The organism is Mesorhizobium sp. RCAM 06353 (genome assembly GCF_059683585.1).
On record NZ_CM185031.1, the window covers coordinates 2,574,790 to 2,596,549 of the forward strand.

At 63.6% G+C, this 21,760-nt stretch carries 25 protein-coding genes; 6 read left to right on the top strand and 19 right to left on the bottom strand.

What is annotated here, in order from left to right:
* Nucleotides 1-2 precede the first annotated feature (2 nt).
* The 17 genes from fliF to AC56QX_RS12310 all read right to left on the bottom strand — a co-directional run bounded on the left by fliF (nt 3) and on the right by AC56QX_RS12310 (nt 14,810).
* Nucleotides 3-1,652: a flagellar basal-body MS-ring/collar protein FliF gene (gene fliF, locus AC56QX_RS12230; protein WP_497116169.1), complete on the bottom strand. Its 1,650-nt coding sequence runs from the start codon at nt 1,650-1,652 to the stop codon at nt 3-5.
* A gap of 129 nt (nt 1,653-1,781) precedes the next feature.
* The gene (locus tag AC56QX_RS12235; RefSeq protein WP_497116171.1) at nt 1,782-2,849 is read right to left on the bottom strand and encodes a flagellin N-terminal helical domain-containing protein; all 1,068 of its coding nucleotides are present in this window, start codon (nt 2,847-2,849) and stop codon (nt 1,782-1,784) included.
* A 276-nt stretch (nt 2,850-3,125) separates the two neighbouring features.
* Nucleotides 3,126-4,112: a flagellin N-terminal helical domain-containing protein gene (locus AC56QX_RS12240; protein WP_497116172.1), complete on the bottom strand. Its 987-nt coding sequence runs from the start codon at nt 4,110-4,112 to the stop codon at nt 3,126-3,128.
* A gap of 244 nt (nt 4,113-4,356) precedes the next feature.
* The gene (gene fliP / locus AC56QX_RS12245; protein WP_497116174.1) at nt 4,357-5,088 is read right to left on the bottom strand and encodes a flagellar type III secretion system pore protein FliP; all 732 of its coding nucleotides are present in this window, start codon (nt 5,086-5,088) and stop codon (nt 4,357-4,359) included.
* Complete coding sequence (locus AC56QX_RS12250; RefSeq protein WP_497116176.1) at nt 5,085-5,579, bottom strand: flagellar basal body-associated FliL family protein; 495 nt, start codon at nt 5,577-5,579, stop codon at nt 5,085-5,087. The genes fliP and AC56QX_RS12250 overlap by 4 nt, the downstream gene beginning before the upstream one ends.
* A gap of 20 nt (nt 5,580-5,599) precedes the next feature.
* Nucleotides 5,600-6,307 carry a flagellar basal body L-ring protein FlgH gene (gene flgH / locus AC56QX_RS12255; RefSeq protein WP_497116178.1) on the bottom strand — a complete coding sequence of 236 codons (708 nt, stop codon included), beginning with the start codon at nt 6,305-6,307 and terminating at the stop codon, nt 5,600-5,602.
* Complete coding sequence (locus AC56QX_RS12260) at nt 6,304-6,888, bottom strand: MotE family protein (protein ID WP_497116180.1); 585 nt, start codon at nt 6,886-6,888, stop codon at nt 6,304-6,306. The genes flgH and AC56QX_RS12260 overlap by 4 nt, the downstream gene beginning before the upstream one ends.
* 3 nt (nt 6,889-6,891) lie before the next feature.
* A complete protein-coding gene (locus AC56QX_RS12265) occupies nt 6,892-8,133 on the bottom strand; it encodes a flagellar basal body P-ring protein FlgI (RefSeq protein WP_497116182.1) in 1,242 nt (413 codons plus the stop codon).
* Nucleotides 8,130-8,690, bottom strand: a complete 561-nt coding sequence (gene flgA, locus AC56QX_RS12270; RefSeq protein WP_497116184.1) for a flagellar basal body P-ring formation chaperone FlgA — start codon at nt 8,688-8,690, stop codon at nt 8,130-8,132. Before flgA ends, AC56QX_RS12265 begins: the two co-directional genes overlap by 4 nt.
* Nucleotides 8,691-8,696: 6 nt before the next feature.
* Nucleotides 8,697-9,485: a flagellar basal-body rod protein FlgG gene (gene flgG / locus AC56QX_RS12275; protein WP_497116186.1), complete on the bottom strand. Its 789-nt coding sequence runs from the start codon at nt 9,483-9,485 to the stop codon at nt 8,697-8,699.
* Between the two features lie 11 nt (nt 9,486-9,496).
* Nucleotides 9,497-9,820 (bottom strand): flagellar hook-basal body complex protein FliE, encoded by a 324-nt coding sequence (gene fliE / locus AC56QX_RS12280; RefSeq protein WP_497116188.1) that lies wholly within the window; start codon nt 9,818-9,820, stop codon nt 9,497-9,499.
* Complete coding sequence (gene flgC / locus AC56QX_RS12285; protein WP_497116190.1) at nt 9,817-10,233, bottom strand: flagellar basal body rod protein FlgC; 417 nt, start codon at nt 10,231-10,233, stop codon at nt 9,817-9,819. The genes fliE and flgC overlap by 4 nt, the downstream gene beginning before the upstream one ends.
* A 2-nt stretch (nt 10,234-10,235) precedes the next feature.
* On the bottom strand, nt 10,236-10,616 hold the full coding sequence (flgB, locus tag AC56QX_RS12290) for a flagellar basal body rod protein FlgB (RefSeq protein ID WP_019860948.1): 381 nt from the start codon (nt 10,614-10,616) through the stop codon (nt 10,236-10,238).
* Nucleotides 10,617-10,693: 77 nt separating this feature from the next.
* Nucleotides 10,694-11,572, bottom strand: coding sequence for a hypothetical protein (locus AC56QX_RS12295; protein WP_497116192.1), 879 nt, complete (start codon nt 11,570-11,572; stop codon nt 10,694-10,696).
* On the bottom strand, nt 11,553-12,953 hold the full coding sequence (gene fliI / locus AC56QX_RS12300) for a flagellar protein export ATPase FliI (RefSeq protein ID WP_497116194.1): 1,401 nt from the start codon (nt 12,951-12,953) through the stop codon (nt 11,553-11,555). Before fliI ends, AC56QX_RS12295 begins: the two co-directional genes overlap by 20 nt.
* A gap of 1 nt (nt 12,954) precedes the next feature.
* A complete protein-coding gene (gene flgF, locus AC56QX_RS12305; RefSeq protein ID WP_497116196.1) occupies nt 12,955-13,680 on the bottom strand; it encodes a flagellar basal-body rod protein FlgF in 726 nt (241 codons plus the stop codon).
* Nucleotides 13,681-13,682: 2 nt separating this feature from the next.
* Entirely contained in the window at nt 13,683-14,810 is a 1,128-nt protein-coding gene (locus tag AC56QX_RS12310) for a DUF1217 domain-containing protein (protein ID WP_497116197.1), read from the bottom strand.
* A gap of 155 nt (nt 14,811-14,965) precedes the next feature.
* Here AC56QX_RS12310 and motA point away from each other — a divergent pair, with 155 nt between their 5' ends.
* From motA to AC56QX_RS12340, 6 genes are read left to right on the top strand one after another with little or no spacing between them, the layout of a single operon-like run.
* Nucleotides 14,966-15,841, top strand: a complete 876-nt coding sequence (gene motA / locus AC56QX_RS12315) for a flagellar motor stator protein MotA (RefSeq protein WP_027045471.1) — start codon at nt 14,966-14,968, stop codon at nt 15,839-15,841.
* Nucleotides 15,842-15,873: 32 nt separating this feature from the next.
* Nucleotides 15,874-16,821, top strand: coding sequence for a FliM/FliN family flagellar motor switch protein (locus tag AC56QX_RS12320; protein ID WP_497116199.1), 948 nt, complete (start codon nt 15,874-15,876; stop codon nt 16,819-16,821).
* Nucleotides 16,822-16,838: 17 nt separating this feature from the next.
* Nucleotides 16,839-17,225 carry a flagellar motor switch protein FliN gene (gene fliN, locus AC56QX_RS12325; RefSeq protein ID WP_497116201.1) on the top strand — a complete coding sequence of 129 codons (387 nt, stop codon included), beginning with the start codon at nt 16,839-16,841 and terminating at the stop codon, nt 17,223-17,225.
* Nucleotides 17,226-17,271: 46 nt separating this feature from the next.
* Nucleotides 17,272-18,282, top strand: a complete 1,011-nt coding sequence (locus tag AC56QX_RS12330; RefSeq protein WP_497116202.1) for a flagellar motor switch protein FliG — start codon at nt 17,272-17,274, stop codon at nt 18,280-18,282.
* 3 nt (nt 18,283-18,285) lie between these two features.
* Complete coding sequence (flhB, locus tag AC56QX_RS12335) at nt 18,286-19,368, top strand: flagellar biosynthesis protein FlhB (RefSeq protein ID WP_497116204.1); 1,083 nt, start codon at nt 18,286-18,288, stop codon at nt 19,366-19,368.
* A complete protein-coding gene (locus tag AC56QX_RS12340) occupies nt 19,365-19,799 on the top strand; it encodes a BspJ family T4SS effector nucleomodulin (protein WP_475437723.1) in 435 nt (144 codons plus the stop codon). Before flhB ends, AC56QX_RS12340 begins: the two co-directional genes overlap by 4 nt.
* A 144-nt stretch (nt 19,800-19,943) precedes the next feature.
* Here the strand turns inward: AC56QX_RS12340 and AC56QX_RS12345 are convergent, their stop codons facing one another.
* Both AC56QX_RS12345 and AC56QX_RS12350 read right to left on the bottom strand, forming a co-directional pair.
* Nucleotides 19,944-20,714 carry a helix-turn-helix transcriptional regulator gene (locus tag AC56QX_RS12345; protein WP_497116205.1) on the bottom strand — a complete coding sequence of 257 codons (771 nt, stop codon included), beginning with the start codon at nt 20,712-20,714 and terminating at the stop codon, nt 19,944-19,946.
* Nucleotides 20,711-21,421 carry a helix-turn-helix transcriptional regulator gene (locus AC56QX_RS12350; protein ID WP_497116207.1) on the bottom strand — a complete coding sequence of 237 codons (711 nt, stop codon included), beginning with the start codon at nt 21,419-21,421 and terminating at the stop codon, nt 20,711-20,713. Before AC56QX_RS12350 ends, AC56QX_RS12345 begins: the two co-directional genes overlap by 4 nt.
* Between the last annotated feature and the right edge of the window lie 339 nt (nt 21,422-21,760).

Sequence of the window (21,760 nt, forward strand, 5' to 3'; positions counted from 1 at the left end):
GTTTACGCCGCGACTTCCTGGGCCGCCCATTTGCGCAGGATCTGCGCGGTGCGCTCCTCATTGAGGTCGACCATGCGGGCAAGCCGCTCCTGTGGCGCTGGCCTGATCTTCTGGCGAAGATCGTCGAGCGCATTGGCGCCGGGCCGCGAGCCGGGCAAGGCGCCCATGGCGGCACCGGCATCGGCGGAAGTGGCTGCCTCCGGTGTCGGCAGCGAACGCTGGACTTCATCGAAATTGGGACCCGACAAGGCGGGCGTCGCCTTTGCCGTCAGCGCCGCCGCCATCGGCCGCAGGCCGAAGAAAGCCACCAGGAACACCACGACGATGAAAGCGCCGGCGTTGATCAGCGTGCCGGCGTGCTGGCCGACGGAATCCAGCATTCCGGCCTGCGGGATCGCCTCGCCATCCAGCCCGTCGATGAATTCGACCGCCGAGACGTCGATAACGTCACCACGCTTGTCGTCGAAGCCCGTGGCAGAGGTTACCATCTTCTGGATCTCGGCGACGCGCTTGGCGATCTGCTCGGGGGTCGCGTCCTTGCCCAGGATCGCCTTCAGCCGATCCTGGTTGACGACGACGGCGATCGACATCTTGGTGACGGTGTAGCCGTTGGAAACAGTGGCGATCTTCTTGGAGTTGATCTCGTAATTGGTGATCTCTTCCTTGCGGTCGTTCGCCGAAGAAGTCTGCGGACCGTCGGTGCTGGTCGCCTGGGTCTCGGGCAGGTTCTGCTCGACGCTGGCCGGGGTCGAAGCCTGCTTCTGGTTGCTGTTTTCATTGGCGCGCACCGACTGCACCGAGCGTTCGACGCGCGACTCCGGATCGAAGATCGTCTCTTCGGTCTGGCGGGTGTCGGTGTTGACGTCGGCCTTGACGCTGGCGCGGAAATTGTCTGGCCCGAGATAGGCGGTGAGCGCGCGGCGGATGTTGTCGCCGATCTGCGCCTCGACAGTCTGCTCGACGCCGAGCGTGCGGGCGGCGCTGGTGTTGGAGGGATCATCGCCGGCGGCCAGCAGATTGCCGTTGGAGTCGAGCACCGTCACCTTGTCGGCCGACAGGCCGGGGACGGCGGCGGCGACGAGATGGCGGATCGACTGGGCACTTTTCTCGGCGTCGATGCCGGCATAGCGGATGACGACCGATGCCGAGGGCTGCTGTTCGTCGCGGCGGAAATTGGCGCGCTCGGACATGACGATGTGGACGCGCGCCGCCTTGATACCTGAGATCGACTGTATGGTGCGGGCGATCTCGCCTTCCAACGCGCGCACGCGGGTGATCTGCTGCATGAACGAGGTCAGGCCCATCGCGCCGACATTGTCGAACAGTTCGTAGCCGGCATTGGCGCTGGTCGGCAGGCCCTTTTCGGCAAGCAGCATGCGTGCCTGTGCCGTGGTGCCGGCCGGCACCAGCACCGAGGTTCCGTCGGAGCCGACGTCGAAGCCGATGCCGGCCTCGCCCAGCACCAGGCCGATCTGGTTCACGTCGGAGCGATCAAGGCCGACATAGAGCGTGTCGTAGGCCGGGCGGTTGAGGTAAACCGAGGCGATGCCGATGACGCCCATCACCAGAACGGCGATGCCCGCCAGCATGGCGAGGCGCTTTACACCAAAACCGCGGAGGTTCGAGATGATGCTCTGGATCTGTTCCGGCACGATAGAGCGACTCCCAGCATGATTGTCCGCCGGAACACTAGCCCTCGAAGCTTGTGCGAAAATGAAATCGGGCCGCGCTTGCGGCGCGGCCCATGAATTGCGTGTAGGTATCTGTCAGTTACGGCTGGATTAGCCGTTCTTGAACAGGGACAGGATCGACTGCGACGAGCTGTTGGCGATCGACAGCGACTGGATGCCGAGCTGCTGCTGCACCTGCAGCGCCTGCAGGCGGGTCGATTCCTTGTTCATGTCGGCATCGACGAGCTGGCCGACACCGCGGTCGATGGAGTCCATCAGGCTCTGCGTGAAGGTCTTCTGCAGGTCGATGGAGCTCTTGGCGGCGCCGAGGATGGTGGCGGAGTCGGTCAACTGGCTCATGACCTTGTCGATCTTGTTGACCATCTGCGTGATGATGTCGTCGGTCACGCCCGGCGCCGTGATGTCGAGATTGAAGGCGGAGACGTTGTCGATCTTGGCGACCGCCCCCGCCGCCGTCTGGCCAGCGGTGTTGGCGGCGATGTCCGTGCCGCCGCCGGCGATCGCAGCCGCATAGGCGGTGTCGTAAAGGTTCTGGGCCGCGGCCGTGGCGTAGACCGAGGTTTTGCGGTCGATAATGCCCTGGTTCTTGACGTCGGTGGAAAGCCCGTTGTCGAACAACTTGGTGCTCTCGACATCGATGTCGATCGTTCCGAGCGAGATGGCGCCCGACGAGGAGCGGTTGAAGGACGAGACGATCTTGGCGTTGGCCTGGACGCCATCGTTGGCGGCAGCGACCTGCGTTGACGTCACCGACAGATAGTTCGAGCCGGAGAAAGTGGCCGCGTCGGCAAACGACTTCATCTGCGCCTGAAGCGAGGTGATTTCGGTCTGCGTTTTTGCCTTGTTGGCATCCGTCTGGCCGATGGTCGAAAGCAGCTTGGTCTTTAGGTTGCCGATCGTCGTCAGGACGTTGTTCATGCCGGTGTAGGCGGTATCGACTTTCGAAGCGCCCAGGCCGAGCGCATCTTGCACCGTCGACAGCGCCTGATTGTCCGAGCGCATCGTGGTGGCGATCGACCAGTAGGCAGCGTTGTCGGAAGCCTCGGAGACCCTGTAGCCCGTCGAAATCCTGGACTGTGTCTGCTCAAGCGATTTGTTGGTGGCGTTGAGGCTTTGAAGTGCAGTCAACGCCGCAGCGTTTGTCATGATGCTCGCCAAGAAACTCGCTCCTTTTTTCCAGGCCGGTCTTTCTCAAAACCGGCATTTGCCTCGCGAGCCGCTGGCCCGCCCATCGATTGCTATCGTCCCGGCAGGGCCGATTCGCCAATCGGGTGTAAGCTATGGTTAACCACGAGTAACGCGTTATGGTTAACGGCCTGTTAAAGGCCCGCTTTCGAGGGTTAAGAAACGAGGGTTGCGCGTGGCTGGAGCAAACGAAAAACGGGCCGCGCTTTTGGCGCGGCCCGTTTGTCTAATGTTGCCGTTTGAGCGCGATCAGCCGCGGAAGAGCGACAGGATCGACTGCGACGAGCCGTTGGCGATCGAAAGTGCCTGGACGCCGAGCTGCTGCTGAACCTGCAGCGCCTGGAGGCGGGTCGATTCCTTGTTCATGTCAGCGTCGACGAGCTGGCCCACACCGCGGTCGATGGAGTCCATCAGGCTCTGCGTGAAGGTCTTCTGCAGGTCGATGGAGCTCTTGGCGGCGCCAAGCTTGGTGGCAGCGGTCGTCATGTCCTTGAGCGCGGCGTCGACGACGTTCATCTGCTGGGCGATCTGCGCATCGCTGGCGGCCACGCCGCCGGTGGAGATGGACAGAGTGGCGACCGAATAGGTGTCGCCGGCGGCCGGAGCAGCACCCAGGGTCGGGTTCTGGGCCGTGGCGGTGACAGCGCCGGTTGTGCCGAGGCGGGCCGCGTCCAGAATACCCTTCGTGGTCGGGGCAGCGCCACCGTCATAAAGCTTGATGCTTTCGACGTTGACGTCGATCGTCGAGATCGAAACCGCACCGGTCGCGCTACGGTTGAAGGCCGAGACGACCTTGATGTCGGCCGAGGTGCCGGTGGCGTTGGACACCGAAAGCATGTTCGTGCCGGAGAAGGTCGCGCCATCGGCATAGGCCTTCAACTGCTTCTGAAGCGCAGCGATTTCGACCTGGGTCTTTTCCTTGTCAGCATCCGTCTGGCCGTAAGAAGCGGTCAGCTTGGTCTTGATCTGGTTGATGGTGTCGATCGCGCTGTTCATGCCGGTGTAGGCGGTGTCGACCTTCGAAGCGCCGAGGCCGAGTGCGTCCGAAACGGTGGACATGGCCTGGTTGTCGGAGCGCATCGTGGTGGCGATCGACCAGTAAGCGGCGTTGTCGGAAGCCTGGGAAACGCGATAGCCCGTCGAGATGCGGGCCTGGGTGGTGTCGAGGTTCTTCTGGGTGGCGCTCAAGCTCTGCAGAGCGGTCAACGCCGAGGCGTTGGTCATGATACTGGCCATGGCTACTCGTACCTTGTTTTTACACGGTGTTTTTTTGCATACCGGCATTCCCGGTATGACGGAGCGGCATCATGCCAATGACCGTTATGTTTGGGTCACCCGCCATCTGTGAGCGACTATGGCGGCCAGTTCCTACCAAAGGGCTAAATCGAACGGTTAATCGAAAATAATTCCAGAAGAAATCGACGACGTCTCGCGCTCCCGGTTCTTACGGGCAGCGTCGCCATAGGCCGATACGGGGAGGTCAGTTGAAAGAGCGCACCAGGCTGCCGACGAGCAAGTTCCAGCCGTCGATCAGGACGAAGAACAGGATCTTGAACGGCAGCGACACCACGGTGGGCGGCAGCATCATCATGCCCATCGCCATGGTGATGGTGGCGACGATCAGGTCGATGACCAGGAAGGGCAGCACGATCAGGAAGCCGATCTCGAAGCCGCGGCGGATCTCGGAGATCATGAAGGCGGGCACCAGGATGCGCAGGTCGACCGTCTCCTTGGCAACGACCTGGCCGCGTTCGCGGGCGAGGTCGGCGAAGAGATCGAAGTCCTTGTCGCGCACATTGTGCAGCATGAAGGTGCGGAACGGATCCGAGATCTTTTCGAAGGCCTCGGTCTGGCTGATCTGGTTGTCCATCAGCGGCTTGACGCCGGTGTTCCAGGCCTGATCGAAGGTCGGCGCCATGACATAGAAGGTCATGAACAGCGACAGCGAAATCAGGATGAGGTTTGCCGGCGTCGACTGCAGGCCGATGCCGGCGCGCAGGATCGAGAAGGCGATGACGAAGCGGGTGAAGCTCGTCACCATGATCAGCAGCCCCGGCGCCACCGACAGCACGGTCAGCAGGCCGAACATCTGGATGATGTAGCCGACGGTGGTGCCGTCGGCCTTGCCGATGCCGCCCAGGTCCAGCTGCTGCGCCGCCGCGATCGATGTGGCGGCGCCGATCAGCACCACGGCGAGAAGGAACTTCTTCATTCGAGCAGCAATGTCCTGATGAGAAGCTGTTTGGCGTGCCCCTGGCTGCGGATCGAGGCGCGTTCCTCGAGATCGGCCTTCAGGTGCTGGTAACCGCTGGCGCCCTCGACCTGATGCATCTTCAGCGTGCGAACGAAGGCCAGAAGGTCCTGATGGATGTCCTCGGCCATCGCCGGCGGCTGGGGCGCGTCGTAGACCACGGATACTTCCATCCTGATCCAGGTGTCGGCGGGGGAGGCGATATTGGTGGTGATCGGCGCCAGTGCCACGAGCGCTGGCCCTGCGCCAGGCTCATGAGCGGCGGCGGACTCGACAGGCTTGCCCTCATTTTCAGGCGCAGCCGGCACCGATGATGGTGCGCCGACGCCCTTGAGATAGCCGCCGGACATCCAGCCCATGCCGATGGCGGCGGCCGTCACCACCAGCAGCATGGCGCCCTGGACGACAAGGGAAGGGCCCTTGCGTGGCTGAAGCTGTTCGACATTGGCCACGGTGCTTTGTTCCCCAATCCCTAGAACGGAAGAACCTGGTCGAGAACCTGCTGGCCGTAGGCCGGCTGCTGGATCTCGGTTATGCGGCCGCGGCCGCCATAGGAAATGCGCGCCTCGGCGATGCGTTCGTAGGGAATCGTGTTCTCGGCGCCGATATCGGCTGGCCGCACGATGCCGGCGATGGTCAGCACCCTCAGTTCGGCGTTGACGCGCACTTCCTGCGACCCCGTGATCATCAGGTTGCCGTTCGGCAGGACGTCAGTGACGATCGCCGCGACATTGAGTTCAAGCGTTTCCGATCGCTTGATCTCGCCATCGGCAGTCGTGTCCGTTTGGGAGTTGACCGTGCCCGAACCCTTGCCGGCGGTGCTCCATTTGTCCCATTGCGCGCTGAGGTCGAGGCCGAGCTTGCGGTTGGCGGTGCGGCTCCTGTCGTTCTGGTTCTTGAAATTGGCGCGGTCGTTGATCTTGATCTTGACGGTCAGGATGTCGCCCTGCGACAGCGCCCGGGGATCGGTGAACAGCCGGCTCTGGCGATCGTCCCAGAGCGAGAATTTCTTCACCGGCGCCCGAGGTGGCTCGGGGTATTTGTAGAGGGAAGAGGTGTTGCCGCCATCGATGCCGGAACCGACCGGAGACATCGCCGGATCCTTGCCGACTTCCTTGAGATTGGTGCCGCAGCCGGACAGCGCCGCGACCGCGCACAGGATGAGCATTCTGCGGATCATGACGGATCTACCCTTCGGGCTGCGCTGGCCATGATGCCGGTGAGCGTCGCCGCCGCCTTCTGGTCCATTTCGTTGAGGATGACGCCGGCCTTGCGTGAATCGAGCTTCATCAGGATGGCCGCGGCCAGGTCGGCGTTGACGATTGCCAGGCGTTCGGCCGCCGCATCGGGCTTCATGCCGGCATAGATCTTGACGACGCCGTCCTCGGCCCGGGCCAGGAACACTTCGCGCCGCTTCAGCCATGTCTCGTATTCGGCCTTTTTCGCGTCCAGCGCTTTCATGCGCTCGTCGATGCCGGCCTGGAGCTGTTTCAACTCCTCGGCCTGCAAGGCATAGCGGCGGTCGCGGGCGGCGTCGGCTATGTTGGAGCAGAAGCGCTCGATCTCGCTCTGGTCCGGTGCTTTCTCCCGCGTCAATTGCTGCGGCACCACCGCGGGCTGCGCTCCGGGCAAAACCTGGCGAACGACATCTTCGCCATGTGCGCCACCGGAAACCGACATGGCCGCGATTGCCGCGGCCGCGAAGAGGATTGCGCGGGAGGAGCGTCTTTCATGGGATGAGGGGGAAGAGATCATCGGCATCGCCTATTGGAGAACCAGATCGGCTTGCAGGGCGCCGGCCGACTTGATGCCTTGCAGGATGGCAATGATGCCGTCCGGCTTGACGCCGAGACGGTTGAGGCCGGAAACGAGGGTTTGCAGGTCGGGTCCGTCGAGCACCGCGACGCGGGCGTCGGGCCGGCTGGCGTCGATGGCGGTGAATGGCTCGACCGCGGTTTCGCCCTTGGAGAAGGGTTCGGGCTGCACGACGCGCGGCGCCTCGGTGATGCGCACCGTCAGCGTGCCGTGGCTGATGGCGACGCGCGAGATCTTGACGTCGTTGCCGATGACGATGGTGCCGGTGCGCTCGTCGATGACGACGCGCGCCGGCGTATCGGATTCGACCACCAGGTTTTCGATCTCGGCATAGAAGCGCGCGGCCGAAACGCCCTTTGGCCTTCTGATCTGCACGGTGCGGGAATCACGCTCGCCCGCCACGCGCATGCCGAAGCGCTGGCTGGTATAGTCGTTGATGGCGTCGGCGATGCGGATGGCGGTGGAAAAATCGGGATTGCGCAGTTGCAGCGTCAAGATCGGCTGGTCGTCGAATTCGGCCTTCACCGAACGCTCGACAATGGCGCCGTTCGGCACCCGGCCGGCGGTCGGCACGCCTTGCGTCAATTGTTCGGCCTGCCCCTGGGCAGTGAAGCCCGAAACGATGACCGCGCCCTGGCCGACGGCGTAGATCTCGCCGTCCGCCGCCTTCAGCGGCGTCATGATCAGCGTGCCGCCGGCAAGCGAGGTGGCGTCGCCCATCGAGGACACGTCGATGTCGATGCGGGCGCCCGATTGCACATAGGGGGGCATATTGGCGGTGACGATGACGGCGGCGACATTCTTGGCGCGCGCGCTGCCGCCTTCGGTGGCGATGCCGAGATTTTCCAGCATGGCGCGGATCGACTGTTCGGTGAACGGCGAATTGCGTAAGCTGTCGCCTGACCCGGCGAGGCCGATGACAAGACCGTAACCGACCAACTGGTTGTCGCGCGAACTTTGCAACTGGGCGATGTCCTTGATGCGCGAGGCGACCTGGCCGGGCGGCAGCGAGCTCGGCCCGGGCGAAACGCGGAACATGCGGGTGGTGGTCGCCGGATCATATTCCGGATCGTTGTCGACGCCGCCGTTCCTGGCGGCGAGTTCACGCTTGGCCTTGGGCGTCAGGCCGTCGGCCAGCGCCGGCTGCAGGCCGAGCGTGGCCGCGAGCAGAAGGGCAAGCGGGCGCATCATGAAGCGCTGACCTGGACGGTTCCGTCGGCCATCACGGTGCCGGACAGGATCTTGCCGCTGTCGCTGTTGCGAACCTTGATGAGGTCGCCGGCCGAACCCGGCTGCAAGGTCACGGCGGTCGCCGATATCGTCAATCCGCCGGCGATGAAGAAGACCTGCACGGCAGCACCCTGTTCGACCAGCCAGGCCTCGCGGATGGCGGCTGACGGAATGTAGCGACCTGGCAGCAGCGTGCGCTTGGCGATCTTGCCTTGAAGCTCCTCGGTGCGGGTCGCCATGGCATCGGGCTTGTGCTTGCCCGGGATGAGGGTCACCTGTTTGAGGGCGGTGAGCTCGATGGTCTCGCCGGGATAGATGACACGGTTGGGGATCAGCACGACCTCGCCGACAGGCTGATTGCTGGCGATCTGGGTTGCCGATTGGCCATCCGACTGGCTTGCCGATTGGTCTGTCGATTGGCTTGTCGACTCCTGGGCGAAAGCCGGCACGCCGCCGGCCACCAGCGCAAGGATCAGCGCGGTGCGGCGGAATGCGGAGCAGGAGATCGGCATGGCCATCATCCGTTACCTGATGTTCTTGGAGACGACCGAGGCCATATCGTCGGCGGCCTGGATCACCTTGGAATTCATCTCATAGGCGCGCTGCGCCGAGATCAGTTCGGTGATTTCCTTGACCGGATCGACGTTGGAAGCCTCGAGATAGCCTTGCTGGATGGTGGCGAAGCCGGGATCGCCGGGCACGCCGACATTGGCCGGGCCGGAGGCCGTCGTTTCCTGGAACAGATTGTCGCCGAGCGGTGCGAGACCGGCCTCGTTGGCGAAGTTGGCGATCTGGAGCTGGCCGAGATTTTGCAGGTCGGTCTGGCCGTCGATGCGGGCGAAGACCTGGCCGGTCTTGTTGACGATGACCTCGACGGCGTCGACCGGCACGGTGATGGCCGGAATGACGCTGGCGCCGTCCACCGTCACCAGCTGGCCGGTGGCATTGGTGTTGAAGGCGCCGGCGCGGCTGTAGAGCGTGCCGCCGTCGGCGCCCTCGATCTGGAACCAGCCCCTGCCGGTCAGCGCCATGTCGAAACTGTTGCCGGTGCTGGTCAGTTCGCCCTGGGTGTGCACGTTGCGCACAGCTGTCGTCTTGACGCCGAGGCCGATCGAAACGCCCTCCGGCACCAGCGAGGCATTGGAGCGGTTGGGCACGCCTTGCGTGCGGTCGACCTGGTAGAGCAGGTCGGAGAATTCGGCGCGCGCCCGCTTGTAGCCGGTGGTGTTGATGTTGGCGATGTTGTTGGCGATGACTTCCAGATTTGTCTGCTGGGCATTCATGCCGGTGGCGGCGATGGAAAGTGCTTTCATGCCCTAACTCCTCAAATACCCATTCGACTGACTTCGAGATAGGCCGAAACAACCTTGTCGCGAATGGCGACGGCGGTCTGAAGCGCCTGCTGCGCGCTCATCACCGCATCGACGACCTGGCGGGTGTCGGCATCGCCCTTGAGCGCCTGCAGCGACACCTGCTCGGCATTCTGCAGCGTGTTGACGGTCTTGGAGGCTGCCTGGCTCACCGCTTCGGCGAAGGAGGTGCCGAGGTTGCCTGATGTCGCCGGCGCGACACCGCTCTGAAGCAGGTCGGTCGCCATATCGCCCAGCCCGGGCTTCAGATTAAGCGCGCCGATGCCATTCACGATCATTGGTTCCTCATCAGGTCGATGGTCATTGAAATGAGGTCGCGCGCCTGCTTCACGACTTGCAGGTTGGCCTCGTAGGAGCGGTTGGCCTCGGTCATGTCGGCCATTTCGATCAGCACGTTGACGTTGGGCATCTTGACGTAGCCCTTCGCGTCGGCGGCCTCGTTGCCGGGCTGGAATTCGACGGGAAAATCACTCGGATCGCGGTCGATGGAGTTCACTTCAACCGTCGAGCTGCCCGAGGTCCGGTCAAGCTCGGAGACGAAGCTGATGGTCTTGCGGCGATAGGGGTCGGCGCCGGGCGTGGTGCCGGTCGACTGGGCATTGGCGAGGTTTTCCGAAACCACGCGCAGGCGCTCGGACTGGGCGCCGAGGCCGGATGCTGCGACTTTCAGGGCTGCGGTCAGCGCGTCCATGGTCAGCTCTTCACCGCCATCATCATCATCGAGTGGAATGCTTTGACGATCGCCGTGTTGAGCTCGAAGGAGCGGCGCACCTCGCCGGCCTTGAGAAGCTGGTCTTCAAGCACGACGGTGTTCTTGGACGGCATGACCACGCCGTCATCTTCCTGCGGCTTGATGGTGAAGCCGGCATTGGTCGCCGCGCTGCCGAGATGGCCGGCCTCGGTGGTCTGCAACGACACCGCGGTGCGGTCGAGCACCTTCTCGAAGGGCTCGACATCGTTTGCCGTGTAGCCCGGCGTGTTGGCGTTGGCGATGTTGCCGGCAATCGCCGACTGGCGCACGGAAAGCCACTGCGCTTGCTTGGCGGCGAGATCGAAAAGGGAAACGGGCTCCATGGGAATCTCCGGGCATGTGCCCAAAGACTAGGCCGCCAGTCTTGCGCGGACCTTGCGGACGGCAGAACCGCGACTGCCTACCTGGAAAGCTGGATCACCTGGTCGGTGCTGGTCAGCATGACCCATTTGCCGTTGCGCTGCTCGATCGACGACACCGTGCTCGAGTCCGGCAGCGTCGAGCCGCGCTGGACAATCCACAGGCCGGTGTCGTCCTCGATCATGGCGCGGCCGTTGGCGACATGAACCATGCGGAATTTCGCGACATCGGCGGGGAAGGGCTGGTCGCCGGGCGGCAGTGCCGGGGTGGCGTCATCCTGCACCGTTCCGGTGGCGAGCAGATCGATGCTGGTGTTGGGAACGTCCTTGGCCGTCAGCGGCGCGCTGCGCGACGCGACCACACCACCGCCCGCGCGTCCCGAATTGGTGCCGGTCCCGCCAAACTTGATCGCCTGAACGCCGAACTGCTCCTGGTTGAAGAAGATATACCAGGGAAACAGGGCGCAGATCAGACCGAGCGTGACGCCGAGCGCGGCGATGACGAAGTCGCTGCGCCGGTCGGCCTTCTTACTTAATCTTGGAAATTGCACCTTTGGCGGCTGCGGCCATTCGGTGACGGGGAACAGGCCGTCGATCAGCGATTCGCGGCTTGCCTGTGTCATCTCGGCAGGCTCGACGCGGGGGACCACATGCGTGGCGGGCACGGCAGCCCGAGCCAGAACAGGCTCGGGTCTGGGTAGAGCCGGCTCTGATCTGGGGAGAGCCGGCCTGGCTCTGGGCAGAGCGGGTTTGGCGGCCTTGGCCAGCACGGCCGCGGTCTTAGCTGCTATGGCGCTGGCGGCCTTCGCCTTGGCGCTTCTCTCTTCCGCGGCCCGCGCTTCCTCGGCGGCGTTCGCCGCAGCGATCATCTCGTTCAGGATGCGCTCGGTGTACTGGCGTTCAGTCTCCTGATTCGGCATTCAGCTTTCCCTTGAGATGGCGGGCGAGATCGGAGAACGGATCGACTGACGGGCGGTCCCTTGGCGATTGCGTCAGCGCCTCGTAGATCAGCGGCACCTGGCGCACGGCGATGTCGAGTTCGGCGTCGGCGCCGCCCTGATAGGCGCCGAGCAGGCGGATGTCGCGCGTGTCCTCGAAGCGGGAGATCATCGACTTCAGCCGCGTCACCAAGGCACGCTGTTCGACGCTCCAGGCCTTGCCGGCCAGGCGCGATATGGACGACAGCGGATTGACCGGCGGATAGCGGCCCTGTTCGGCGATCGCGCGATCGAGCACGACATGGCCGTCGAGGATGCCGCGTACGGAATCGGCGACCGGATCGTTGTGGTCGTCGCCGTCGACCAGCACGGAAATGATGGCGGTGATCGAGCCTTTGCCCTCAATCCCTGGCCCGGCGCGCTCGAGCAGCTTTGGAAGTTCGGTGAAAACCGAGGCGGGATAGCCGCGCGCGACCGGCGGCTCGCCGGTTCCCGTCGCCACCTCGCGCAACGCATGGGCGAAGCGGGTGATCGAATCCAGCACCAGGAGCACACGGTGGCCCTGGTCGCGAAAGTGCTCGGCGACTCGCATGGCGGTGTCGGGTGCGCGCCGGCGCATCATGGCGCTCTCGTCGCTGGTGGCGACGACGGCCACGGTCTTGGCCATGCTGTCGCCGATCGTGTCCTCGAGGAATTCGCGGACCTCGCGGCCACGTTCGCCGATCAGCGCCACGACGACGGTGTCGAACGCGTCGGCGCCGGCGAGCATGGCGAGCAGCGTCGACTTGCCGACGCCCGAACCGGCAAACACGCCCATGCGCTGGCCGAAACACAGCGGCGTGAAAATGTCGATGACCCTGACGCCGGTCATGAAGGCGGTGCCGACGCGCTGCCGGGCCATGGCACCGGGCGTCGTGGAACTGCCCGACAGGTCGTCGCCCCTGATCAGCGGCGGGCCGCCATCGATCGCCCGGGTGAGCGCGTCGATGGTGCGGCCGCGCCATGAGCCGTGCGGCGCCACCGCGAGCGGTCCCCTGCGGAACACGGCATCGCCGATGCCGGCATCGGCGCTGCGCTCGAAGGGAGCGACGACGACCTCGTCGCGGCTGATCTTGACGATCTCGCCGCGGCGCGTACCGGTCTGGCCCCGCTGTTCGACCATGTCGCCCAGCCTGGCGAAATCGGAGAGCCCGCGCACCTTGTAATGCGTCGGCGTGACTTCGGTGACGAGACCGCCACGCTTCACCAGCCCATCGGCGTTGCTGAAGCGCCGAAAGACCCGTTCCAACGCGGCCAGCCGATCCTCCGGCGCCGACTGGAGCTGGACTTCGGGTGCGCGGATGGAAGACCGGTCGAGCGACATGCTACGACTTCGAGCCGAGCGTCTTGATCGCCTCGTCGGTGGAGGAATCCGTCTGCCGCATCAGGGCCGCGGTGTTCTCGAAGGCGCGCTGGACCATGATCAGCCGGGTCATCTCCAGCACCGGATTGACGTTGGATTCCTCGACGAAACCCTGGGCGATGCCGACATCGGAGCGATCAGTGACCGGCTCGGGCGTTCGTGAAGGCACGATGCCGGAATTGCCGTAACGCACGAAATTCTGACCCGGATCGAAATTGTAGAGGCCGATCGAGCCGACAAGCTGATCGTTCTGGCGCAGCGAGCCGTCGGCGCCGGCCTTGGGCGGGCCGTTGCGGGGGTCGAGCTGGATCGGCGCGCCGCCGGAGTCGAGCACCGGATGACCCTCGATCGACATCAGCTCGCCATTCTCGTTCATCGAGAAGCGGCCGTCGCGGGTCATGACTGTGCCCGCCGGCGTGTCGATGGCGAACCAGGCGTCGCCCTGGATGGCGAAATCAAACGGGTTGCCGGTCTCGCTCAGGGAACCATGGGCGCCCGAAAGATAGGTTTTGCCCGACGAGGCGAAGGACACCGATTTCTGCCCGGTGCCCGACACCACGTCCTCGAATTTCACGCCGGTGGCGCGAAAGCCGACGGTGTTGGCGTTGGCGACATTGTCGGCGATCGTGTCGAGCCGGCGCTCGAGCGCCATCTGCGCGGAAAGGGCGACGTAGAGACTATCCTGCATGATCAGAACTTCAACTTCTGCATGGCCATCATCAGGTCGGTGGAGATGCCCGACGTGACCGGCTTGGCGAAGAGCACGCTGATGGACGACACCGCGGTTGAGGTCGAGTTGTTGATCTCGTACATGCTGGTGAAGCGGGTCAGGAACTTGGTGAGCTTCGCGGGATCGGTGAAATCCGTGAGGTCGAGTTTCTGCTCGAACAGCTGCGCCTGCTTGTCGATGTCGGCGCTGGCGAAGGAGTCGGGCAGACCCAGCGCGGTGCGCACGACGCTGGCAAGCGCCGTATCGGCCAGCACGTCGTACCAGCTGGTGATGTCGGGCGCCTTGCGCTGGAAATAGAGCGCCAGCCGCACACCTTCATTGGTCTTGCCGGCATCCTCCTCGAGGGTCTGGCGCAGGTACATGTCGACGGTAGGCTGCTGCGCAGGATTGATGGTGGTGGCGTTCTCGCCATTGGCTTCGAAATTGAAGGCCACAGCCAGTCCCGCATAAGCTGGGTTCGTCTGCTTGTTGGCGACGCTCTCGGGGTCGCTCACCTTACTTTGCAGGACCTGCTTGATCAGGTCCTTGTCCTCGGTCGCCGAGTCGAGACCGTATGCGGCCAGGGCATAGGTATAGAGCCGGCTGTTGGACATCAGGTCGTCGACAGACTTCACCTTGGTGATGTTGGCGAGGTAGTAGGTCGTCTCGCCCTTCACATAGTCGGAATTCGGATCGATGCCGGCGATCTGCGCCTGCGTGGCGTAGTTCTTCGCCACCAGCTGCTGCGCCTTGTTGTAGATGGTCGCGTCGGCACCGTTGGCGGCGAAATTGAAGGCGCTGACGAACGCGGCATAGCGCTTGTCGGTCAGCTTGTTGGCAAAGCTGTCGGGGTCGGTAACGCCTTCCTTGAGGGCCTTGACCATGAAGGCCTTGGCATAGTCCATGTCCTCCAGCCCGTAGGCCTTCATGGCATATTTGAACAGCCGGTCATTGTTGACGAAATCGTCGATCGATTTCACCTTGGTGATGTTGGCGAGATAATATTGCGTATCGCGATCGACCGTCGGCTGTTGCTCGATGCGGTCGATCGACTTCGAGATATCTTTGGTGATCAATTGGTAGCTGGTAAAGGTACTGAGCAACGTCATGCCTCCGGCCGAAGCTTAATATCGCGACAATAACCTCACTTCCTTGCGCGAAACTGAATCGCCAACATTCGCTTCCATGGCAGCCCGGATTCAAGCCTCACACAAGGCACGGGGACTATCCCTTGTGGCTGACGTGAAATGCGGAAGGACCTGCCGTGGGCATTCTGATTGGACTTGTGGTGACGCTCGGCTGCGTCCTTGGCGGCTTCATGGCCATGGGCGGGCATCTGCACGTGCTGGTCCAGCCCTGGGAAGCCGTGGTCATCTGTGGCGCTGCCCTCGGCACCTTCCTGGTCGCCAACCCGATGAAAACGGTCAAGGATACCGGCAGGGGTATTCTTGAAGCCTTCAAGCAGGCGGTGCCGAAGGAACAGGATTACCTGGAAACGCTCGGCGTGCTGCACAGCCTGATGCGCGAACTGCGCTCGAAATCGCGCAGCGAGGTCGAGGCGCATATCGACAATCCCGAAGAATCAGCCATCTTCCAGGCCTTTCCGACGGTGCTCAAGAATCACGACCTGATGAATTTCATCTGCGACTACTGCCGCATCATCATCATCGGCAATGCCCGCTCGCACGAGATCGAGGCGCTGATGGACGAGGAAATCCAGACCATCAAGAGCGACAAGATGAAGGCCTATCACGCGCTGGTCGCGGTCGGCGACGGCCTGCCGGCGCTGGGCATCGTTGCCGCGGTGCTTGGCGTGGTCAAGGCGATGGGCGCTCTCGACCAGTCGCCGGAAATCCTCGGCGGCCTGATCGGCGCCGCACTTGTCGGCACCTTCCTCGGCATCTTCCTGTCTTATGCCGTGGTCGGACCCGTCGCCACCAAGATCAAGACGGTGCGCGAGAAGAAGAACCGCCTCTACATCATCGTCAAGCAGACGCTGCTCGCCTACATGAACGGCGCGCTGCCGCAGGTGGCGATCGAATTCGGCCGCAAGACCATCTCGTCCTATGAGCGGCCGACGATTGACGCCGTCGAGCAGAGCACGATGAATACCGCCGCCGCTGAAAAGAAGGCCGCCTGAGCGATGTTCGACAGAACGGCGGCAAAACTGTCATGACCAGTCCGGGCAGCCCCGCGCAGGCGCGCTCGCTGATTATTGAACGCCTGGTCGGGGACAGCGGCGAGGCCGATCAGGTCATCGAAGCCGGCCGTGCCATGGCCGAACGCGCCGTGCCGCTGCTGCAGAAGGGGCTTTCGGGCGAGCTCGGCGTTCCCGTGATCGTCGACCTCAAGGCAGTCGAGGTCAGTCGGGTCCCCGACGCGCGCTCACGCGCCGGCGACAATTTCGCCATGACCGTCGTCGCCTCGCCGGCATCCTCGGATGCGATGACGGTCGTCATCGACGCTGCCGCGATCGCGATCATGGTCTCGACGCTGTTTGGTGGTGACCCGGATATGCCGGTGTCGCCGATCGAGCGCGACCTGTCGCCGATCGAGACCGATGTCTCGACCATGGTGTTCCAGCAGGTCGCGCAGGCGCTGAACGGATCGGGGCGGCGCTCGCTTGAGCTGCGGCTGCCGGCGCCGCGGGCGATGTCGGGCACGGAAGCGAAACGGCATGTGCTGCGCGATGGTGCTGCCATCCGCATAGTCCTTGGCATCTCGACGCCGGTCGACAGCGGCTCCATCACCGTGACAATGCCGCAGCGTGTCGTCCTTACCGGCCGCGACGGCACCGCCAGTGTCAGCGAGGACGACCACAGCACCAGTTGGCGCGCGCGCTTTTCGGAAGAGGTGATGCGCTCGGCGGTGGCGCTCGAAGCCACCATGCCGCTGACACGACTGACGCTTGGCGACCTTGCCAATCTCGAAGTGGGCCAGGTCATCGACTTCGACGAAACGGCGCAATCTAGGGCACGCCTCAGCGCGCGCGGCCAGACGCTGTTCGTATGCGAGTTCGGCAAACTGGGGCAGAATTACACCGTCCGGATCAAGCATCCCTTCGATGCTGGGCAGGATTTCATCGATGGGCTCATGCCGGCCGGTGCCGGGCGCGCCTGAGCTTTTGGAGACGATTCATGGCCAAGACCAAAGTGGAAGCAGAGCTCGACCAACCGGACGAGCAGCTCGACCGTGCCATCGAGGAATTGCGCGGGGTCCTGCATGAGGAAGAGCAGCGCCCCGACGCGGCGTTCAGGGCCGCCGCGGGCGCCAATTCGAACGTCATCATGAACATCCCCGTCGATGTCCAGATCATCCTCGGCAGCACCGAGATGGCGGTTGCCGAACTGATGGCATTGCAGAAAGGCTCGACGGTGGCGCTCAACCGCCGCATCGGCGAACCGGTCGACGTCGTGGTCAACGGCCGCAAGATCGCGCGCGGCGAGATCACGGTGCTTGAGAGCGACCCCTCGCGCTTCGGCATCAGACTGACCGAGATCATCGCCGGTACGAAGGGCGCCTAGACATGACTGGTGGGGCTTGCCAGCTGCAGCGGAGGCGAGAGGCAGCATGACGCCGCTGATGAGCCTGACGCGTGCGCAGAAGGCGGCCGCCATATTGGTGGCGATGGGCAAGCCGTCCGCCAGCCGCCTCTTGAAATTCTTCAAGCAGGAAGAGCTGAAGGCGCTGATCGAGGGCGCCCGTCTGCTGAGGACCATTCCGCAGAGCGATCTCGAGCGCATCGTCGCTGAATTCGAGGCCGAGTTCACCGAAGGCGCCGGCCTGCTCGATTCCGCCGACAGGATGGACACGATCCTCAACGAGTCGCTCTCGCCCGAAGAGATGAGCGCGATCATGGGCGACAAGAAATTCGAAGTCGCGCCGGAAGGACCGCCGCCCATCTGGCCGGAGCTCGAGAAGCTCGAACCGGCACGGCTTGGCGCCTTCCTGGCCGGCGAACATCCGCAAACGGCGGCCATGGTGCTGTCGAAGCTGGCGCCGCAGACGGCGGCGGGCGTGCTTTTGACGCTGACCAAGCCGATGCGCGGCGAAATCATCAAGCGCATGGTGACGATGGCCAATGTTCCCGATGCCGCTGCCAGGATCGTCGAGAACCGGTTGCGGACCAGCGTGCTGGCGGAGACATCAACCAAAGACACCTCGGCGGGACAGGCGCGCGTTGCAAGCGTGCTCAACGAATTGGACAAGCCGCTGCTTGAAGAGGTCATGCAGGATCTGGAAGCCGCAGGCACTCCCGACCTCGACGGTGTGCGGGCACGGCTTTTCGCTTTCGACGACCTGCCGCTGCTCACCCAGAAGGCGCGCGTGCTTTTGTTCGACGGACTGTCGACCGAGCTTGTCACGCTGGCGCTGCGCGGCACCTCGGCGGCGCTCGCCGAATCCGTGCTGTCGGCGATCGGTGCACGGTCGCGGCGCATGATCGAAGCCGAACTCGGGCAGGGGTCGGATGGAGTACCTGCCGCCGACATCGCGACGGCGCGCAAGACCATCGTTACGACGACGATCAGACTATCGCGTGAAGGCGCATTCGAACTTCCCTCGACCCAAGACGCCGCCTAAGGCATGTCCGACGCCACCGACAAGGACTCGAAAACCGAAGAGGCGACGGAAAAGAAAGTCCGCGACACGATCGAACAGGGCAAGCTGCCCCATTCGAGGGAAACCGCGATCCTCGCCTCCTTCGTCGCCATACTGGTTTTCACCGTCTTCTATGCCAAGGACGCTGTCATCGACCTCGGCATGTTCCTGTCGATGTTCCTCGAGAAGCCCGAGGCCTGGCCGATGGACACCGAGACCGATGTCATCGCGCTCTACAAGCTCGTCATGCTGGAAGTGGGCCGCGCCGTCATCAGCCTGCTGGTGCTTTTGACCGTTGCCGGCATCGGCGCCTCGGTGCTGCAGAACATGCCGCAATTCGTCGGCGAGCGGATCAGGCCGCAGCTTTCGCGCATTTCGATCGCCAAGGGCTGGAGCCGGATGTTCGGCGCCCAGGGCTGGGTCGAATTCCTGAAATCCCTGGCAAAGGTAGGTTTCGCCATCGCCGTGCTCACCTTCACGCTGTCGGAGGATCACCGCAAGCTGTTGGCCGGAATGATCACCAACCCGGTCGCTTTCGGCCTCGTCATCCGCGGCATCGCGGTCGACATACTGGTGGCGATCGTCTTCGTCATGGGACTGATCGCGGCGATCGACATCGTCTGGTCGCGCTTCCACTGGAAGCAGGACCTGCGCATGAGCAAGCAGGAGGTTAAGGACGAGTTCAAGCAGTCGGAGGGCGACCCGATCGTCAAGTCGCGGCTGCGCTCTTTGGCGCGCGACCGCGCGCGCAAGCGGATGATGACGGCGGTGCCGCGCGCGACGCTGATCATCGCCAACCCGACGCACTTCTCGATTGCGCTGAAATATGTGCGCGACGAGGATTCGGCGCCGCTGGTGGTGGCCAAGGGGCAGGATCTGGTGGCGTTGAAAATCCGCGAGATCGCGAAGGAGCACAACATCCCGATCTTCGAGGACGTGGCGCTCGCCCGCTCCATGTACAAGCAAGTTTCGGTGGATAATGTGATCCCGTCGCAATTCTACCAGGCCGTCGCCGAACTGGTGCGGATCGTCTACTCGAAAAAGGCTGAGCGCAGACAGATTTCATGAACCGCCAACCGCACGCAAAATCCCGCGAGATCATCGTCGCCAGCGCCATCGAGCAAGTGGTCGGCGAACTGAGGCTGATCGATGTCGCCGACTACATTGCCTTCATCCGGCTGGAGCATTTCGCCTGCCTGTCGGATCTGGTCGATTCGGCGGTGGAGCTGTTCTTCATGCCGGGCACGCTTAGGCTCGGCCATGGCGGCGAGGCGCATGTCGACTGGAGCGGTAGCCCGCGCATTGTGCTCGATCTGGAACTCAGGCCACCCGGGGTGACCGTCTATTTCCAGCTGACGCTGAGCGACACCGGCAACTCGGTCGCGGTCAACTACGTGTCGTTCGAAAAGCCCGGCGAGGACCCCGAGCACAATACGGCGCTGCTTGAAGCGGTGATCGAACAGGCGCGGATCCGCAGGGTCGAGCCGCTGGCCTTCTGAGGTCAGTCGATATTCAGGTGAGGCCGGCCTGCAAATGGCGGCTCCCTGCGCTTCCGGTGCTCACGTACCCAAAAGTACGCTCCGCTCCGGTTCTCGGAATCCACCATTTTCGGCTCGCCCTGACCTGAATCTCAACAGACCTCACTACTCGATCAAACCGAGCCGCAGCGCCTTGGCGACCGCCTGGTTGCGGTTGACGGCGTTGAGCTTCTGCGTCGACTGGGTCAGATATTGGTTGGCGGTGTGCACCGACAGCTTCAGGAGCCGCGCGATCTCCTCGCTGGTGTTGCCGTTGGCGGTCAGCTTCAGGCATTCGAGTTCACGCTTGGAGATGGCGCGCATCCTGCCGGTATCACCCGGACGAATACGCGCTACGGCGGCAAACAGGGAAAAGCAGCGGGCGTGGATTTCGTAGATCGCATCCTGCGGCAGCGCGATCTCCGATCCCAGGAAGACGACAAGGCCGCACTGGCCGCGATCGGCGTGGACGGGAAAGGCGATGCCGCTGGTGCCGGGCGCCAGCGGCGCCATCTGGGCGGTCCAGGCGAGATTGCCGAACGTCTCGGCCATCGCGGCGACGCCGTCATCCGTCCACCAGCGTGGCTCCGTCGAATTGTGGGTGTGGCGCACGATCTCCTCGCCATTGGCGCCCGAGATGAACTTCGTCGCCACGGCAATGCCGGGATAGTCGGAATCGAAACACGGGACCAGCCGCGCCCGCTCCGGCGAGGGGCTGACGAAGTACAGGCCGAAGGCCGAGGCGTTGATGTCGACTGATATCCAGCGGCAGCGGCGCACGGCATCGGGAACGGTGACGGCGTGATGGGTTTCGGAACTGAGCGAGAAGGCGCCGAACGGGCTGCGCTGCTCGTTGAAAAGCGCTTCCGCAGCTTCCTTGATGTCGGCCTGTTTCAAATGATGCCACTCCTGATCGCCGTGGCGATGGCCATCGCGCGGTTGCTGGCCGCGAATTTCTGTATGGCGTGGGTGATGTAGCTGTTGACGGTGTTGGAGGACACGCCAAGGATGACCGCCACCTCATCGGTGGTCTTGCCTTCCGAGACCCAGAACAGGCATTCACGCTCGCGATCGGACAGCGGATCCTGCATGGCTGCGGCAGCGATCAATTGCGGAATATGCGAGAGCGCGTAGCAGCATTTCAGCTGCGCCTTCATCAGCGCCGGCTGGTCGATCTGGCCGGCCGCCGCCGCCGAGAACAGCGCAAACAGGCGCTGTCGGCCGACATTCAGCCTGAGCGAATAGATCTCGGCATGGCCGAGCACGTCGAGAAGGCGGGCCTCTTCGCCGGAGACCAGCCCGTCGGCATCGGGCGCCTCGGCTGCCACCAGCGGCCTTGGACGGATGCCGGGCGCGACGGTGAGGGTCCCCTGGGCAAGGCTGGCGATCAGCCGCTTGCCGATCAGTTCGATGGCGTCGAAGATCCAGTTCGAGGAGACGATGCGCGCGTCGTTGCGGTCCTGGTCGTGGACGATGGCAACCAGCATGTAGCTGTCGGCGCCGATCTCGGCGGTCAGTTCCATGAAGAAGCTGGTCAAATCACCGCGCGACGTCAGGCGCGAGCCCAATGTATCGGATTGAAGAGGCGCGGCGGAACTGCTCATTCTTGTTGCTTTTGGCCGGAATCGTTTCTGCTGCCCGGATGCTGGAGGCCAGCCGCCGAACCCTAAAAACGCGTTACTTTCACGAGACGCACACGAGGCGCGGGGCCGCGCCAATCAGACGGAATCCATTCAGGGAACGCGAAGACATCCGCGTCTGGCGCCGGAAGATTCCGGAACGTGAGACTTTGGGTGGTTGCCGCGCCCCCCATGGACCGGCTGATTCGGGTCTAATCTACCCGCAGACGAATCCGACATCAAACGCGATTTGACAAAATCGAATACGGTGGACTCGCGTGCGACTCAGAGTAACGCCCAACACACTTTCGCTGCATCGTGGCC

Coding starts and splice junctions, on each gene's coding strand:
- flgG (WP_497116186.1), bottom strand. CDS start 9,485: ATGAAAGCACTTTCCATCGCCGCCACCGGCATGAATGCCCAGCAGACA.
- fliN (WP_497116201.1), top strand. CDS start 16,839: ATGGCCAAGACCAAAGTGGAAGCAGAGCTCGACCAACCGGACGAGCAG.
- AC56QX_RS12295 (WP_497116192.1), bottom strand. CDS start 11,572: ATGCCGAATCAGGAGACTGAACGCCAGTACACCGAGCGCATCCTGAAC.
- AC56QX_RS12320 (WP_497116199.1), top strand. CDS start 15,874: ATGACCAGTCCGGGCAGCCCCGCGCAGGCGCGCTCGCTGATTATTGAA.
- AC56QX_RS12310 (WP_497116197.1), bottom strand. CDS start 14,810: ATGACGTTGCTCAGTACCTTTACCAGCTACCAATTGATCACCAAAGAT.
- fliE (WP_497116188.1), bottom strand. CDS start 9,820: ATGATCGTGAATGGCATCGGCGCGCTTAATCTGAAGCCCGGGCTGGGC.
- flgH (WP_497116178.1), bottom strand. CDS start 6,307: ATGATCCGCAGAATGCTCATCCTGTGCGCGGTCGCGGCGCTGTCCGGC.
- flgF (WP_497116196.1), bottom strand. CDS start 13,680: ATGCAGGATAGTCTCTACGTCGCCCTTTCCGCGCAGATGGCGCTCGAG.
- AC56QX_RS12260 (WP_497116180.1), bottom strand. CDS start 6,888: ATGCCGATGATCTCTTCCCCCTCATCCCATGAAAGACGCTCCTCCCGC.
- AC56QX_RS12265 (WP_497116182.1), bottom strand. CDS start 8,133: ATGATGCGCCCGCTTGCCCTTCTGCTCGCGGCCACGCTCGGCCTGCAG.
- fliI (WP_497116194.1), bottom strand. CDS start 12,953: ATGTCGCTCGACCGGTCTTCCATCCGCGCACCCGAAGTCCAGCTCCAG.
- AC56QX_RS12340 (WP_475437723.1), top strand. CDS start 19,365: ATGAACCGCCAACCGCACGCAAAATCCCGCGAGATCATCGTCGCCAGC.
- flgA (WP_497116184.1), bottom strand. CDS start 8,690: ATGGCCATGCCGATCTCCTGCTCCGCATTCCGCCGCACCGCGCTGATC.
- flgC (WP_497116190.1), bottom strand. CDS start 10,233: ATGGACGCGCTGACCGCAGCCCTGAAAGTCGCAGCATCCGGCCTCGGC.
- AC56QX_RS12350 (WP_497116207.1), bottom strand. CDS start 21,421: ATGAGCAGTTCCGCCGCGCCTCTTCAATCCGATACATTGGGCTCGCGC.
- flhB (WP_497116204.1), top strand. CDS start 18,286: ATGTCCGACGCCACCGACAAGGACTCGAAAACCGAAGAGGCGACGGAA.
- fliP (WP_497116174.1), bottom strand. CDS start 5,088: ATGAAGAAGTTCCTTCTCGCCGTGGTGCTGATCGGCGCCGCCACATCG.
- AC56QX_RS12330 (WP_497116202.1), top strand. CDS start 17,272: ATGACGCCGCTGATGAGCCTGACGCGTGCGCAGAAGGCGGCCGCCATA.
- AC56QX_RS12240 (WP_497116172.1), bottom strand. CDS start 4,112: ATGGCCAGTATCATGACCAACGCCTCGGCGTTGACCGCTCTGCAGAGC.
- flgB (WP_019860948.1), bottom strand. CDS start 10,616: ATGGAGCCCGTTTCCCTTTTCGATCTCGCCGCCAAGCAAGCGCAGTGG.